This is a genomic window from Micromonospora sp. NPDC048839, assembly GCF_040649915.1.
Classification (GTDB): domain Bacteria; phylum Actinomycetota; class Actinomycetes; order Mycobacteriales; family Micromonosporaceae; genus Micromonospora.
The window spans coordinates 1-14,287 of the sequence record NZ_JBEZGL010000021.1; the positions used below are offsets into that span (position 1 = coordinate 1).

A 14,287-nucleotide genomic window follows, 5' to 3' on the forward strand; every position below is an offset into this window, starting at 1 on the left:
GGTGAATCTAACTCGCGTGCTCGCAGCAACAGTGAAGGGCCCATAACGCGGCTACCAGCGTCCGACTAACCCACGACCTCGTACGGACCAAGGAGCGACGACGTCAGCGAGCGACCAACACGATTTTCAGCCCGGAACGGGCCGCATCGCCAGAGGCGACAGGGACTAACCCGGCCGGTTGAGCAGGGCGTCGACGTCGGCGCGGTGGGGTGGGTCGGCGCCCTGGCGGGCGCAGGTCAACGCGGCCACCGTGGCGGCCTGCCGGAGTACCGCATCCCATTGCTGCTCGGTCACCCCGGCGAGCCGGTCGGCCGGCCGTGCGCCGAGCGCGTCGAGGTCGGCCAGCGCGGCCAGTAGACCGCCGGTGAACGAGTCACCGGCCCCGACGGTGTCGACAACCGTGGTGCGTACCGCGGGTTGCTCGTGCAGCGATCCGTTCGGGGCGAGCAGCCAGACACCCTCACCACCCCGGGTCACCAGCGCGCAGGGCACCCCGGCGTCGCGCCACTCGGCCAGCACGTCGCCCACCGACCGGTCCGGGTAGAGCCACGCCAGGTCCTCGTCGCTGGCCTTCACCACGTGCGCGAGGGGCACCTGGCATCGTACCCTGGCCTGCTCGGCTGCCCGGTCGGTGACGATGCTCGGCCGCAGGTTGAGGTCGATCGAGACGGTGAGCCCGTCGCGGCGGCGTTCGCGGGCGAGCAGGTCCTCCAGCACCTGCGCACCGGGTGCCAGCGCGAGCGCGAGGGATCCGGTGTGCAGCGCGGTCGCCGGTGACCCGGCCAGGTCGGGCAACTCCTCGGGCGTCCACTGCCAGTCCGCCGTGCCGGCCAGCCGGAACTCGTAGCTGGCCTGCCCGCTGGCGTCCAGCGTGGCCTTCGCCACCGAGGTGGGCTCCGGGGCGCGGACCGCCCAGTCCAGCTCCACCCGGTTGGCGCTGAGGTGCGCGGCGAGCTGCCGACCGTACTCGTCGGCGCCCAGCCGGGCCAGCAGCCGCACCGGCTGGTCGAGCCGGGCCAGCGTGACTGCCACGTTCGCCGGGGAGCCACCCGGCACGGCACGCTCCCCCTCGGCGGTGACCACCAGGTCGATCAGCGCCTCACCCGCGACCACGATCATGCGGTCACCTCGCCCGGCGCGAGCGGACCGGGGCCACCGAGCCCGGTGGCCGAGCGGGACAGCAGCACCGCCTGGTACGCGTGGTAGACGTCCGGCCGACCGTGCCAGACCGTGTCGGCGGGCAGGTTCTGCGGGTCCAACTCGTGCCGCCAGCCGGTGCCGTCGATCAGGTAGCGGCGCGCGTATGCCCAGAAGACCCGGTACCAGTCGGCGTAGACGTCGTCGCCGGTGCGGCGGTACAGGGTCACCGCCGCTCCGACGGCCTCGGCGAGCACCCAGTGCATCCGGGAGCGCACCACCGGCCGGTCGTCCCAGTCGATCGTGTAGACGAAGCCGTCGGCGCCGTCGACCGCCCAGCCGCGGCGTACGGCGGCGGCGAACAGGTGGCGGGCGTCGGTGAGCAGCCAGCGTGGCGGCTGCGGCAGGACCGCCTCCAACTCCAGCAGCAGCCGGGCCCACTCCAGCCAGTGGCCCATTGTCGAGCCGTACGGCCGGAACTGGTCGGCGGGCTGGTCCCGGTTGTAGTCGAGCAGCGGCGTCCAGTCGGCGGTGAAGTGCTCGGGCAGCCGCCAGTCGTGCCGGGCGGCCTCGGTGTGCGCCAGGTGGTAGGCGATCCGCAGGGCGCGGTCGGCCCAGCTCGGGTCGCCGGTGGCGGCGGCAGCGGCGAGGAACGCCTCGACCATGTGCATGCTGCTGTTCGCGCCGCGGTAGTCCTCGGTCTCCGTCCAGTCCCGGTTCCACGACTCGCGGACGGCGCCCACCTCGTCGTCCCAGAACCGGTCCCGCACCACGGTCAGGATGTCGGCGAGCAACTCCTCCGCGCCGGGCCGTCCGGCGCGCGCTGCGGTGGATGCGGCGAGCAGCACGAACGCGTGGTCGTAGCCGGCCTTGTGGTCGTCGACGGGCGTTCCCTGCTGGTCCACGGCGCTGAACCAACCGCCGAACCGGTCGTCGCGCAGCAGGGTGCTGAGCGCGGCGATGCCATGGTCGACAAGGGCGGCGGCGTCCGGGTCGCCGCCCAGGTGGGCGAGCGCGGCCACGTGGGTCATCCGGCAGGTGATCCAGGTGTAGACGGGTTCGCCACGGTCCGGGGTGCGGTCGTCGGTCAACCACCAGAAGCCGCCCTCGGCCCGGACCGCGCGGCGGGCCGTGTCGAGCAGCGTGCGGGTCTGGTCGGCGAGGAAGTCGTCCAGGTCGGGCAGGTCGGGTGACCCTGCGGGGGGCGTGGTGGCGTCGGATCGGGGCACGTCGGTCATCTCAGCTGGTCACCGTCGGGTAGGAAAGGAACATACGGCCAGGATCGGCGTACGGACCGGGTCCGCGCCGCAAAACCGTCAACGGTACGGCGTAACGCCGCAGGCGCAAGGGCGAATCCTGAGTGCGATTCATCCCTTTTGCCCGTTGACATCGTTGTCACTTCTCAACCCTGCTCCGGCAGCCGGCCGACTGTCAATTCCGACCATCGGCGTTGGCCGCCGCCACCATTCCTCACGCGCCACCGAGGTCGGCCAGACCGATCTCGGCGGGGGGAAGCTCGTGGATGTCCGGACCGGCGCGCAGGCCCTCGAGCATGAGGATCAGGAAGCGGTCCACGCTGCGTTGGGTGAGTTCGGCGCGCAGGCCGGGTAACGGCCGCAGCAGCAGCGCCATCATCAGGGTCAGGTCGCCGGCGTCCACGTCGCGGCGCAGATCGCCGTCGGCCTGCGCGCGGCGGACGAGCCGGTCGAGGATCTTCAACAGGGCTTGCCGCAGCCGCTGCTCCTCGGGCTCGGTGTGCAACTGCTCCCAGGTGCTGGTGAACCAGATCGACAGCCAGGTGGCCAGCCGCAGTTCGGCCGCCGCCCGGCGGACGAAGCGTGCCAGCGCGCGCCACGCGTCCGGCTCCTCGTCCTCGGCGTCGCGAGCGATGGCGACCACACGGTCGAAGCCGTCCAGCGCCACCCCGCGTACCAGGGCCTCACGGTCGGGAAAGCGGCGGTACAGGGTGGCGGCCCCGACACCGGCGCGGCGGGCCACCTCCTCCATCGGCACGTCGACGCCCCGTTCGGCGATGAGCGCCCGAGCGGCCTCGATGATCTGCTCGCGGTTGTGCCTGGCGTCGGCCCGGAGCCTGCTGCCCTCGTTCGTCACTCGACCAGTATACGGATGAAGATCTGTCACTTACACTCAGCAAGTGGAGGAATAACTATCACTTAGGAGTCCGCCGATGAGCACCGAACTGGCTCAGATGTTGCACCGAATCGGGCACCACGGGCGCGTGGCAGCCGACGTGGAGACGCTGTTCGCCCTGCATCAGGCCTGGCGGCACACCGTGCCGTACGAAAACCTCGACATCCAGCTCGGCCGGCCGATCGCCCTCGACGCGGAGGCGATCTTCGACAAGCTCGTGCGGCGTCGACGCGGCGGCTACTGCTACGAGCAGAACGCCGGCCTGGCCACGCTGCTGCGGCTGGCCGGCTTTCAGGTGACCATGGTGGAGGCCGCCGTCCTGCGCGCGACCCGCGGCGAGGCGATGTGGGGCAACCACAACGCGCTCCTGGTCGACCTGGACGGTCGGCGCTGGCTGGCCGACGCCGGCATCGGCGACGGATTCGTCCAGCCGTTGCCGATGCGGGAGGGTCCGCACGTACAGGGGCGTCTGACCTACCGGCTGGAACGGCTCGACCCGGACACCTGGCGCTTCCACCACCACCCCGGCGGCACCATCGCCTCCTACGATTTCCGCCTGCGGCCACGGGACATCACCGACTTCGCCGCCCACTCCCGGGACATGTCCACGTCCCCCGCCTCGGCGTACGTCACCACGCTCATGGCCGCCCGGCCGATCGCCGGCGAGACCCTGATCCTGCTGTCCCGGACCCTGCGCCGACTGGGCGCCGACGCCAGCAGCCCGCAGACGATCACCGACGTCGACGACTTCGCCCGGACGCTGTCCACGCACTTTCTCGTACCACTCGACGACCTCGGCCCGGACGGCGTCGCGCGCCTCTGGCAGCAGACCGGCACCCAGGACGACCTGTGGCGCGCACGCGTCCGCAACACGCCCTGAGCGGGAGTTGGGCCCGGTCAGGACGTGGACGAGGCCTGGTCCCTACGCTCCCGGCCGAAGCCCGACTGAGCCGCGACGGCAGCCCTGACCGGTCCGGTCAGTAGTAGTCGTCGATCGGCTGACGCGCCTCGTCGAACAGCGCCGGCCCCTCGTAGCGGACCGCGGGCAACGGCGGGGTGGCCGGCTTGACCTCTTCGAACTGCTCACTGGACAGGGCGTACACCACCCGTCCGAGCCCCGAGCGGTCGATCGCGGTCGCGCACATCGGGCAGGGCTGGCAACTCGTGAACATGGTGGTGCCGGCGGCCACGTCCGGCGCGAGTTCCCGGGCGGCCCAGCGGGCCAGCTTGAGTTCCGGATGGGCGCTGATGTCCGAGTCGGACACCACCGTGTTGTGGTCCTCGACCAGTACCGTGCCGTCCGCACCGACGAGCAACGACCCGAACGGCCGTTCGCCGGCAGCCCCCGCCTGGCTGGCGATCTCCACGGCGCGGCGGAGAAACCTCTCGTCGTCGGGTGTCATCGAACCTCCTGGGTCGTGGCGTACGCGGCCACGGCCGCGAGGGTCCGCCAGGCGCGTTCGGGTTGGCGGATCTCGGCCAGGTCACCGTTGAACGGGTCGAGCACCACCGCCTCCGCGCCGAGCAGCCGGATCTGGTCGAGGTCGGCGACGATCTGCTCGATGGTGCCGACACCGGCGAGCCGGTCCGGGGCGGTGACCGGTTCGCGGGTTTCCTGGAGCGCGATGCGCGGCACCAGCGCCGGCTCGGGGAGGCCCAGTTCCTTGGCGATGGTGCCGAGCCGCCCGGCCGCGTCCGCGAGTTCGCCGGGCGTGAGACGCAGCGGATGCCACGCGTCACCGAGCCGAACGGCGCGACGCATGCCGGCGTCGCTGTTGCCGCCGACCCAGATCGGGATCGCCGGGCTGTCGTAGTCGGCGGTGTCCTGCCAGGCGTCGCGCATCGCGCGCAGGTGCTCGTCGGTCAACGCGCCGCGCCGTTGGAACGGGACGCCGAGCGCCTCGAACTCCTGCCGAGCCCAGCCGACGCCGACCCCGAGGACGAACCGGCCGCCGCTGAGCCGGTTGAGGTTCGCCGCCATCCGAGCGGTGAGCAGCGGGTGCCGGTACGGGACGATGAGCACCGTGGTGCCCAGCCGGACCCGGCGGGTCACCCCGGCCAGCCAGGACAACGTGGTGAACGGCTCGTAGAACGGCGCCGGGTACTGCTGGGCCACGTCCGGGGTCACCGCGATGTGATCAGAGACCATCAGCAGGTCGAAGCCGAGGCCCTCGACTGTCTGCGCCCACCGTCGCAGCACGTCGGGGTCGGTGCCCGGGCCGAAGTTGGGGACGTTCACGCCGATCTGCACGGGCCTACGCTAGCCACTGTGGACGAGCCTGGGAACGCCCAGCCCCAGGATGGCCGGATGGAGCTCCCCGAACGCGCCCATGATCGCGCTCGATCCAGGATGTAGTGGTCTGCCCATCCCAGGAGGCCACTCTTTCCTTGTTCCAGCACAATCAAGCGCGGCGCGGGCGCTGCCCGAGTGCAGCGCGGCGCGGCAGTGCCTGGCGCAACACGACCAAACGCGGCCTGGGCGGTGACCGGCGATCAACCGGCCTGGCAGGTGCGGCACCAGTAGAGGTTGCGTCCGGCCAGCTCACCACGGCTGACCTCGGTGCCGCAGACGTGGCAGGGCGCGCCGGGGCGGCGGTAGACGTACACCTCACCGCCGTGCCGGTCGACCCGGGCCGCCCGGCCCATCGCCTCCGGCAGGTGTACGTCGCGCACGGTGTCGATCCGGCCGTGCTCGACCGCGAGCCGCATCAGCTCGACCAGGTCGGCCCAGAGCGCGTCCCAGCCGGCACGGGTCAGCCGGCGGCCGGGCATCGTCGGCGGCAGTCCGGCCCGGAACAGCGCCTCGGTCACGAAGATCAGCCCGGTGCCGGCCACCACCGACTGGTCCAGCAACAGCGCCGCGAGGGGCGTCGGGCTGCGCGAGATCCTCCGGTACGCCCGCTCCGGGTCGGCGTCGGCACGCAGCGGATCCGGCCCGAGGCGGTCCCGCAGTGCGGCCACCTCGGGTGGGCTGATCAATTCGCAGGCGGTGGGTCCGCGTAGGTCCAGCCAGTGTCGATCGCTGGCCAGCCGCAACCGCACCTGGCCGATCGGCTCGGGCGGCTCCCCCGACCCGTCGGTGAACTTCCCATAAAGCCCGAGGTGTACGTGCAGAGTCAGCTCGCCGGCGTAGTGGTGCAGCAGGTGCTTGCCGTACGCCTCGGTGCCCTCCAGCACGGTGCCGGAGAGCCGGGCCGCGCCGTCGGCGAAGCGACCCTGCGGGCTGGCGGCGTGCACCTTGTCCCCGGCGAACAGCTCGGCGTGCCGGGCCACCAGGCGGTGGATCGTATGTCCCTCTGGCACAGGTGCCAAGGATAGCCAGCCCACGCCGAGACGCAGATCGGCCCAGGTCACCGCCGCGCTGATCGCCTCCGGGCGTCGCCGCGCCGCCTCCGGGCGTCGCCGCGCCGCCTCCGGGCGCCGCCGCGCCGCCTCCGGGCGCCGCCGCGCTGATCGACTCGGTTTTCAGGAAGTCGGGTGTTCTGGTGAGCGGGACGCCCCGACTTTCAGGAAGGCGAGTCGATCAAGGCGGGAGGGCGCCCTGGACGGCGTGGTCAGCTCCGGCGCTGCCCCTTGACGTCGCCCACGAACGCGGCCCAGGCGGCGGGAGCGAAGGCCAGCGCCGGACCGGTCGGGTCCTTACTGTCGCGCACGCCCACCACGCCGGGCAGGTTGTCGGCCACCTCGACGCAGTTGCCGCCACTCCCGCCGCTGCGGGTGCTCTTGCGCCAGGTCGCACCGGCAAGGTCAGTCATGATGCTCCTCGATGATCGAAGTGATCATTTTCTCTGATTCTGCCTCACTCAAGGCGAGGGCTTCCAGGTCCGACCAGACATGTTCGTAGGCGGCCACCTCGACCGGCTTGTCGAGATAGAGCGCCCCGGTGATGTTCTCCACGTAGACGGTGGTCGGCTCGGTGGACGCTCTCCCGAACGCCTGCGGGAAGTCCAGGAGGACGAAGGTGCCCGTCTCGCTGGCCAGCGGCGGACCGGCCGCGAGCGGCAGGACCCGCAGACTCACCGTCGGCAGTGCGGCCACGTCGAGCAGGTGTCGTAACTGCTGAGCCATCGCCCGGCGGTCGGGGATCGTGCGCAGCAGCACGGCCTCGCTCAGGACGACCCGCAGGGTGGGGGCGGTGGGCAGCCGACGCACGAGGATGCCCTGCCGTTGCAGCCGGACCTCCACCAGTTTTTCCCGGTCCTCCTCGCGCATGGTCGGATTCTTCCGGCGGAACAACTCGCTGGCGTACTCCCGGGTTTGCAGGAGTCCGGGAATTAACTCGGCGTCATATTGGCGCAGTGCCGAGGCGGAGGATTCCAGACCGACGTACAGCGAGAACCACGACGGGACGACATCGCCGTACGAATGCCACCAACCCCGGGCGCGAGTCTCCTTCGCCAACCCGGCGACAATCTCGCCCATGGCGTCGGGCACCCGATAGAGAGCACACATCGCTCGGGCGTCCACGACGCGCACCGGGACCAGCCCCTTCTCGATGCGCCACACCTTCTGCCGTGAGCAGTCCAGTGCGTCGGCCGCGGCGTCCAGCGAGACCGAGGCATCCTCGCGGAGCTGCGTGAGCAGCCGTCCGAGCTGCCGCCGAGGGACCGTAGACCCGCTTGTTTCATCCGTCATGCAACATCACCGCGTCCCTCCTGCAACACCGAATGTTTCGCCTTGCGCGCAATTCTCTTCCATTCCTCGTGCGTCAATATGACTTGACGTTAGGGCGGCTGCGCGGATTGCACAAGGGGGCCAGCGTGGAACAAGATGTCACGCGTTGGCGCCTCCCGGAAAACAGTGTCGGGAATAGCGTCAGCACAAGGCCACCGGGACGCTATTGCTCGGAAGGACACCGCCATGCGCGTGTCGTACAACGAATACCTCTTGGTCACCGCGCTGACCCTCGCCCGTCGACACCGGCCCGTGTGGAGTTGGGTGCGCTGGCGCACTGTGTGCCGCTGCGGCAGCGAACTGCCCTGCCGTGCCCGCCACCGCATCCCGATCAGCCGTGGCCACTGGCCGACGTGACCGAGTGGAAGCCAGGCGACCTGCTGCTGATCGGCGCGGCGTGCTCGGTGCAGTTCGCCGGCGAGCGCGCGCTACGCCTACGACTGGTGAGTGTCGATCCGCGCCCGACGTACCACGGATGGGTCTGGCTGACGGGCTACGTACTGGATGGCAAGGGCCTGGCCGTCGACAGGCGGGAGGTGTTCGTGCAGCAGGCGGGGGTGCGGTTGCTCCCTGCCGAGCCTCCGCCGGGCACGTCCGCGCCCAGGTCGAACAGGGTCGGCGCGGCCCGGCGCTGATCGACTCGGCATCGCCGGCGCTGATCGACTCGGCATCGCCGGCGCTGATCGACTCGGCATCAAGGAAACCGGGCGGTCCCGGTGAGCCGGACACCCCGACTTCCTGCAAACCGAGTCGATCACCGCTGAGCCCGGTCACGGCCCGAGCGTGGCGACTCACGGCCCGACCGTGGCGACTCACGGCCCGACCGTGGCGACTCACGGCCCGAGCGTGGCGACTCACGGCCCGAGCGTGGCGACTCACGGCCCGAGCGTGGGGCCCCGTACCCGGGATTGGTGTCAGGAAACGCCCGGGTGGGTAATTCAGGACGGAAGCGCGTGGGTGCCACCCCGTCCGTCGGCCACCACGCATTTATCAGGAGGTGTGTAGTGGTCAGGATTCCTTCGCTGTCCCGCCGGTCCGAGCCGGCGCCGACGCGGGACGAGAACCTCGACGGCCGCGTGGACGGCCGCGACACCCAGGTCGCCGGCCGGGACAGCACGGCGGCCACCGACGCGGGCCGGTCCGACGACGTCGCCGGCCGGCCGGTGGTCACCGACCGGGACGCCGACCAGACGACGTACCGCAGCGCCGCACCGCCCGGCGGTCAGCTCGGCGAGGCCGAGCGGCGTGCCGCCGAGCGGGCTGCGGTGGCCCGGGCCGCCATCTCCCGCCCGGTCGAGAGCGAGCCGCGGACCGGCGCCGCCCGCCCGGTCGAGACCACGTCCCCGGCCGCCCGCCCGGTCGAGACCACGTCCCCGGCCGGCACTCCGGTGGAGACCGAGTCCCGGGCCGGCACCGCCCCGACCCTGGCGCGCAGCGCCGAGCGGGACGCCGACCTCGACACCACCGCCCGCCGGCCCGAGCCGACGGACGGGGTCACCACCGACCGTCCGGTCGACCCGACCCCGGGCGTGACCACGCCGGAGCCGCCAGTGACCCGTGGCCCGAAGCCGCGGGCCAGTCTGCTCGCCACTCTCGGCCTGATCGTCTCCGTCGTCGGTGCGATGTTCGTGCTGACCGGCACCCTGGCCGGGTACGGCATCGGGGTCGGCGCGTTCGGCGCGGTGCTCGCGGTACTCGGCCTGATGGCCACCCGCCGCCGGCACGTCGCCGGCAAGACCGACGCGCTGTTCGGCGTGCTGATCGGCCTGGCTGCGGTGGTGATCGGGGTGCTCGCGATGACCGGGCAGTTCGACTGGCCGACCACCGACGGGGACTGGGTGCAACGCTTCCGGGAGTGGCTTGACTCACAGTTTGTGGACCGTTTCTAGCGGGCACTGTTCCGCTCGCCGGTGATGCACCGGCGAACAGCCGGCGGTTCGCCGGCAGCCCGAACTCATCCGGTGGTTCACCGGCCGGGCAACACCCTTTCAGGGGCGGCGGTTCGCCGCCCCTGAAGTGTTTCTCGGCCCGGCAGCTCCCCTCGCTGGCCCGATACGCGCCTGCGAACGGCTACAGACCGACATGGTCCACTCGGCTTTCATGATGTCGGGGTGTTCCCGGCGCCCGGACACCGCGACTTTCAGGAACCCGAGTCGATCACCCCGCCTCGTTGTCGGTGGAGGCCTCCACGGCGGCGTAGTGCACGTCGCCGTGTCCATATCGGCGAGGGGGGAGTGGAGGTCGACGACGCCGACTGGGACCGGGCGTGGCGGGTCAACGTTCTCGGACGGACGGACGGACGGGCGGACGGGCGGGTGGACGGGCGGGTGGGCGGGTTGTCCGGTTTGGCCGCTGTCAGGGCTGGCCTGGCGGCGAAATCGGCGGCCGGGCCGGGCCGTTGCTCCTGGCAGGCCACCGCAACGCGAGACCCACCCCTGCTGCGGGGTGGCCCAGAACACGAATCCCGGCTCGCGCAACCCACAACGCAATGATTCGCAGCTACCGACCGACTAGACGCAACGAATGTTCGGTCTGCGCAACTCTCAGTGGTGGATCCTGCCGCTGAGGCCGCATAGCGTTGAGCCACGGCGCCAGCCCGTGGGCCACGGTGGCCGGGCGCGCCCGACCCTTTGGAGCAGGACAATGACGATGGACGCCACCAGCCAGCGCCTGTTGATGTGCCGGCCGACGTACTTCGCCGTCGATTACGCGATCAACCCCTGGATGGACCCGAGCGCGCCGGTCGACACCGCGCTGGCCGTCCGGCAGTGGGAGCAGCTCCGCCAGACGTACCTTGATCTGGGCCACACCGTCGAGGAGATCACTCCGGTGCCCGGCCTGCCCGACATGGTCTTCGCCGCCAACGGCGGCACGGTCATCGACGGCAAGGCGATGGCCGTGCAGTTCCGCGACCCGCAGCGCGCCGACGAGGCGCCGGCCTACCGGGCCTGGTTCGAGGACGCGGGCTTCGAGATGTACGACCCGAAGCACGTCAACGAGGGCGAGGGCGACGTCCTGCTGGCCGGCGACCACCTGCTGGCCGGCACCGGCTTCCGTACGGCGCACGCCTCGCACGCCCAGTTGCAGGAGGTCTTCGGCTACCCGGTGATCACCATGCAGTTGGTCGACCCCCGCTTCTACCACCTGGACACCGCGCTGACCGTGCTCGACGAGCGGACCGTGGCGTACCTGCCGGAGGCGTTCTCCCCCGGCAGCCAGGCGGTGCTGCGCCGACTCTTCCCCGACGCGGTGCACGCCACCCTGGCCGACGCCGAGGTGCTGGGGTTGAACGCGGTCAGCGACGGACGGCACGTGGTGCTGCCCGCGCAGGCCACCGACCTGGCCGCCAAGCTGCGCGACCGGGGCTACGAAACCATCGGTGTCGACCTGTCCGAGCTGCGTAAGGCCGGCGGCGGACCGAAGTGCTGCACACTGCGACTCCGCCAGGGAAAGGCAATCAAGTGATCGTGGATGACATCCTGCGGACGCCGGGAGCGGTCCGGGACGCCGAGCGTTGGACGGCGCACAACTACCACCCGCTGCCGGTGGTGATCTCGTCCGCCGAGGGCGCGTGGCTCACCGACGTGGACGGCAAGCGCTACCTGGACTGCCTGGCCGGCTACTCCGCGCTGAACTTCGGCCACCGGCACCCGCAGCTCATCGCCGCCGCGCACGCGCAACTGGACCGGCTGACGCTGACCAGCCGCGCGTTCATCCACGACCAGTTCGCCGACTTCTGTCGGGAGCTGGCCGAGCTGTGCGGCAAGGACCTGGTGCTGCCGATGAACACCGGCGCGGAGGCCGTGGAGACCGGGATCAAGGTGGCCCGCAAGTGGGGCTACCAGGTCAAGGGTGTGCCCGCTGGCCAGGCCAACATCGTGGTCGCCGAGGGCAACTTCCACGGCCGGACCACCACCATCGTGAGCTTCTCCACCGACGAGGACGCCCGCGCCGACTTCGGGCCGTACACCCCGGGGTTCACGGTCGTGCCGTACGGCGACCTGGACGCGCTGACCGCCGCGATCGACGAGAACACCGTGGCCGTGCTGCTGGAGCCGATCCAGGGCGAGCAGGGCGTGGTGGTGCCGCCGGAGGGTTACCTGCCGGGCGTACGCCAGGTCTGCACCGACCGCGACGTGCTCTTCATCGCCGACGAGATCCAGTCGGGTCTGGGGCGTACCGGCGAGACCTTCGCCTGTGACCACGAGGGCGTCGTGCCCGACATGTACCTGCTCGGCAAGGCGCTCGGCGGCGGCATCGTGCCGGTCTCCGCGGTGGCCGCGAACGCCGACGTGCTCGGTGTGCTCAAGCCCGGCCAGCACGGCTCCACCTTCGGCGGCAACCCGCTCGCCTGCGCGGTCGCCATCGAGGTCGTCCGGCTGCTGGCCACCGGCGAGTTCCAGCGCCGCTCGGCCGAACTGGGCGATCGGCTGCGGGCCGGCCTGGAGGGGTTGGTCGGCAAGGGTCTGGTCGGGGTACGCGTCCGCGGCCTGTGGGCCGGTCTGGACATCGACCCGGCGTTGATGAGCGGGCGGGAGGCGTGCGAGCGGCTCGCCGAGCGTGGCGTGCTCGCCAAGGACACCCACGGTTCCACCATCCGGCTCGCCCCGCCCCTGGTCATCACCGAGGAGGAGATCGACCTGGCGGTGGCCACGCTCGCCGAGGTGCTGGCCAGCTGACCCAGAAACGTGTTGGAAGGCGGGCGTCGGGGTTCCGGCGCCCGCCTTCCGCGTCAGGGGCGGGGTAGGCGCATCGCCATCGTCGGGGCCTCGGCCATCACCGAGGTGGGGGTGAACGGGGCGCCGGTCGGCAACTCCTCGGCACGGCCGATCTGCACCCCCGGGTACAGCTCCACCATGTCGTTCTCACCGAGCACCCGGGACTGCTGCGGGGCCAGGGGAACACGGTCCGACTCGGTCATCGAACCGGCCGGACGGATGCCGGAACCGTTGGTGCTGATGTCGGTCACGATGACCTCGCCGACCCGCAGCTCGAACTGGACGTGGCCACGGCTGATCCACCGCCGGGCCTCGTCGTTGAGCCACTGCCCGAGCATGATCCCGCCGTCCTGCTCGGGAGCCCGGCCGGCCACGATCGGCTGCTCCTCAGTGAGCACGAACCGCCGCCGGACCAGACCACCGACGCGCACCGCGAGCACCTCGGAACGCGGACGCGGGCCACTGTCACCGAGGCGTACCCCGTGTCGGGGGCAGGTCGGCACGCCGTTGCGCAGCGCGGGCGGCGGCTGCGCGGCGGGGCTGCGGTCCGCGCCCCCGGCCAGGTCGGCGAACGCGCCACCCCCACCACCGCCGCCGAACAGCGCGCAACCCGACTCCGGGCAGCGCCACTGCCGGGCCAGCAGCTTCGCCCCGGTCGGCGAGGGCTTGCCGCCGACCGGCGCGTGCCCACCACCGACGTGCGCGATGAACACCGGCCCGCCGGCGCCCGGCACCGGGGCGACCACCCGACCGGGCTGCTCGACCAGCCACGGGAACCGCCCGCGCAGCCCGTCGAAGCGGACCCGGCTGAGCACCGGCAACCCGAGCAGGTCGGCCACCTCCAACATCCGGTCACCCGGATTGTCGAGCACCTCGACGAGCCCGTCGTCGGCCCAGCGCCGCACCACCATCCGCTCGTTGGACGTCAGGTCTGCGTCGGAGAGCAACGCCCGGTGTACGACCGCGTAGACCTGGACGCTGTCCTCCTCCAACTCCCGGGAGAGCGCGTCGATGACCATGCCCAGTCGCAGCAGACTGGCCGGCCGACCACCGTCGATGTCCTGGTAGCGGATCACCTCGGCCAGGTCGAGCACCGCCCGGGCCAGCGACGGATCCGTGCAGACCCGACCCTCGATGGCATCCAGAACCTTGCTGATCTCGAATCTCATGCCGCACTCCGGACGATGTCGTCGATCCGCCGGGCCAGCTCGACGTCCCGGTGGGTGACCCCACCGGCCGAGTGCGTGACACAGCGGAAGGTCAGGGTCCGCCATCGGATGTCGATGTCGGGATGGTGGTCGAGCTCCTCAGCCACCGCCGCCACCCGGTCCACCACCGCGATGGCGGCCGGGAAACTGCCGAGCTGGGCCGTACGACCGATGCCGGTCGGGTCACCCGACCAGTCGGGCAACCGGCCCAGCTCTTCTCGCACCGCGTCCGCGGTGAGCAGGTCTGCCATGAGCAGACCCTACCGGTGGCGCGGCCGACGAGCCGGCCGCGCCACCGTGCCATCGGCTCCACCCGAGGCCAGCGAGCAACCTGTCCAGACACGGCGGTGGGGCGGCATCGTCAGATGCCGCCCCACCGATCAGTACTCACCACCGCCG

General features: G+C 71.4%; 16 protein-coding genes. 6 read left to right on the forward strand and 10 right to left on the reverse strand.

From position 1 onward, the window contains the following. Positions 1 to 165: 165 nt before the first annotated feature. The 3 genes from AB0C25_RS29650 to AB0C25_RS29660 all read right to left on the reverse strand — a co-directional run bounded on the left by AB0C25_RS29650 (position 166) and on the right by AB0C25_RS29660 (position 3,249). A complete protein-coding gene (locus AB0C25_RS29650) occupies positions 166 to 1,119 on the reverse strand; it encodes a carbohydrate kinase (protein WP_357377395.1) in 954 nt (317 codons plus the stop codon). Then, positions 1,116 to 2,375, reverse strand: coding sequence for an AGE family epimerase/isomerase (locus AB0C25_RS29655; RefSeq protein WP_357377397.1), 1,260 nt, complete (start codon positions 2,373 to 2,375; stop codon positions 1,116 to 1,118). The genes AB0C25_RS29650 and AB0C25_RS29655 overlap by 4 nt, the downstream gene beginning before the upstream one ends. Before the next feature lie 232 nt (positions 2,376 to 2,607). After that, a complete protein-coding gene (locus AB0C25_RS29660) occupies positions 2,608 to 3,249 on the reverse strand; it encodes a TetR family transcriptional regulator (RefSeq protein WP_357377399.1) in 642 nt (213 codons plus the stop codon). Positions 3,250 to 3,325: 76 nt separating this feature from the next. Between AB0C25_RS29660 and AB0C25_RS29665 the strand changes: the two genes are divergently transcribed. Further along, positions 3,326 to 4,168: an arylamine N-acetyltransferase gene (locus AB0C25_RS29665; RefSeq protein ID WP_357377401.1), complete on the forward strand. Its 843-nt coding sequence runs from the start codon at positions 3,326 to 3,328 to the stop codon at positions 4,166 to 4,168. Between the two features lie 97 nt (positions 4,169 to 4,265). Here the strand turns inward: AB0C25_RS29665 and AB0C25_RS29670 are convergent, their stop codons facing one another. The 5 genes from AB0C25_RS29670 to AB0C25_RS29690 all read right to left on the reverse strand — a co-directional run bounded on the left by AB0C25_RS29670 (position 4,266) and on the right by AB0C25_RS29690 (position 7,923). Continuing rightward, positions 4,266 to 4,691, reverse strand: a complete 426-nt coding sequence (locus AB0C25_RS29670; RefSeq protein WP_357377403.1) for a nucleoside deaminase — start codon at positions 4,689 to 4,691, stop codon at positions 4,266 to 4,268. Continuing rightward, positions 4,688 to 5,539 carry an LLM class flavin-dependent oxidoreductase gene (locus tag AB0C25_RS29675; RefSeq protein WP_357377405.1) on the reverse strand — a complete coding sequence of 284 codons (852 nt, stop codon included), beginning with the start codon at positions 5,537 to 5,539 and terminating at the stop codon, positions 4,688 to 4,690. The genes AB0C25_RS29670 and AB0C25_RS29675 overlap by 4 nt, the downstream gene beginning before the upstream one ends. A 242-nt stretch (positions 5,540 to 5,781) precedes the next feature. Further along, positions 5,782 to 6,591 carry a DNA-formamidopyrimidine glycosylase family protein gene (locus AB0C25_RS29680; protein ID WP_357377407.1) on the reverse strand — a complete coding sequence of 270 codons (810 nt, stop codon included), beginning with the start codon at positions 6,589 to 6,591 and terminating at the stop codon, positions 5,782 to 5,784. Between the two features lie 251 nt (positions 6,592 to 6,842). Further along, positions 6,843 to 7,043, reverse strand: a complete 201-nt coding sequence (locus tag AB0C25_RS29685; protein ID WP_357377409.1) for a DUF397 domain-containing protein — start codon at positions 7,041 to 7,043, stop codon at positions 6,843 to 6,845. After that, positions 7,036 to 7,923 carry a helix-turn-helix transcriptional regulator gene (locus tag AB0C25_RS29690; protein WP_357377411.1) on the reverse strand — a complete coding sequence of 296 codons (888 nt, stop codon included), beginning with the start codon at positions 7,921 to 7,923 and terminating at the stop codon, positions 7,036 to 7,038. The genes AB0C25_RS29685 and AB0C25_RS29690 overlap by 8 nt, the downstream gene beginning before the upstream one ends. Positions 7,924 to 8,148: 225 nt before the next feature. Here AB0C25_RS29690 and AB0C25_RS29695 point away from each other — a divergent pair, with 225 nt between their 5' ends. From AB0C25_RS29695 to rocD, 5 genes are all read left to right on the forward strand, one after another. Continuing rightward, a complete protein-coding gene (locus AB0C25_RS29695) occupies positions 8,149 to 8,319 on the forward strand; it encodes a hypothetical protein (RefSeq protein ID WP_357377413.1) in 171 nt (56 codons plus the stop codon). Beyond that, a complete protein-coding gene (locus AB0C25_RS29700; RefSeq protein WP_357377415.1) occupies positions 8,316 to 8,597 on the forward strand; it encodes a hypothetical protein in 282 nt (93 codons plus the stop codon). Before AB0C25_RS29695 ends, AB0C25_RS29700 begins: the two co-directional genes overlap by 4 nt. A 369-nt stretch (positions 8,598 to 8,966) precedes the next feature. Then, complete coding sequence (locus tag AB0C25_RS29705; protein ID WP_357377417.1) at positions 8,967 to 9,851, forward strand: thrombospondin; 885 nt, start codon at positions 8,967 to 8,969, stop codon at positions 9,849 to 9,851. A 760-nt stretch (positions 9,852 to 10,611) separates the two neighbouring features. Beyond that, positions 10,612 to 11,427, forward strand: a complete 816-nt coding sequence (gene ddaH / locus AB0C25_RS29710; RefSeq protein ID WP_357377601.1) for a dimethylargininase — start codon at positions 10,612 to 10,614, stop codon at positions 11,425 to 11,427. Next, complete coding sequence (gene rocD, locus AB0C25_RS29715; protein ID WP_357377603.1) at positions 11,427 to 12,641, forward strand: ornithine--oxo-acid transaminase; 1,215 nt, start codon at positions 11,427 to 11,429, stop codon at positions 12,639 to 12,641. Before ddaH ends, rocD begins: the two co-directional genes overlap by 1 nt. A gap of 53 nt (positions 12,642 to 12,694) precedes the next feature. Here rocD and AB0C25_RS29720 read toward each other — a convergent pair whose 3' ends face one another. Then, the gene (locus tag AB0C25_RS29720) at positions 12,695 to 13,849 is read right to left on the reverse strand and encodes an FHA domain-containing protein (RefSeq protein ID WP_357377419.1); all 1,155 of its coding nucleotides are present in this window, start codon (positions 13,847 to 13,849) and stop codon (positions 12,695 to 12,697) included. Next, a complete protein-coding gene (locus AB0C25_RS29725) occupies positions 13,846 to 14,139 on the reverse strand; it encodes a 4a-hydroxytetrahydrobiopterin dehydratase (RefSeq protein ID WP_357246551.1) in 294 nt (97 codons plus the stop codon). Before AB0C25_RS29725 ends, AB0C25_RS29720 begins: the two co-directional genes overlap by 4 nt. Between the last annotated feature and the right edge of the window lie 148 nt (positions 14,140 to 14,287).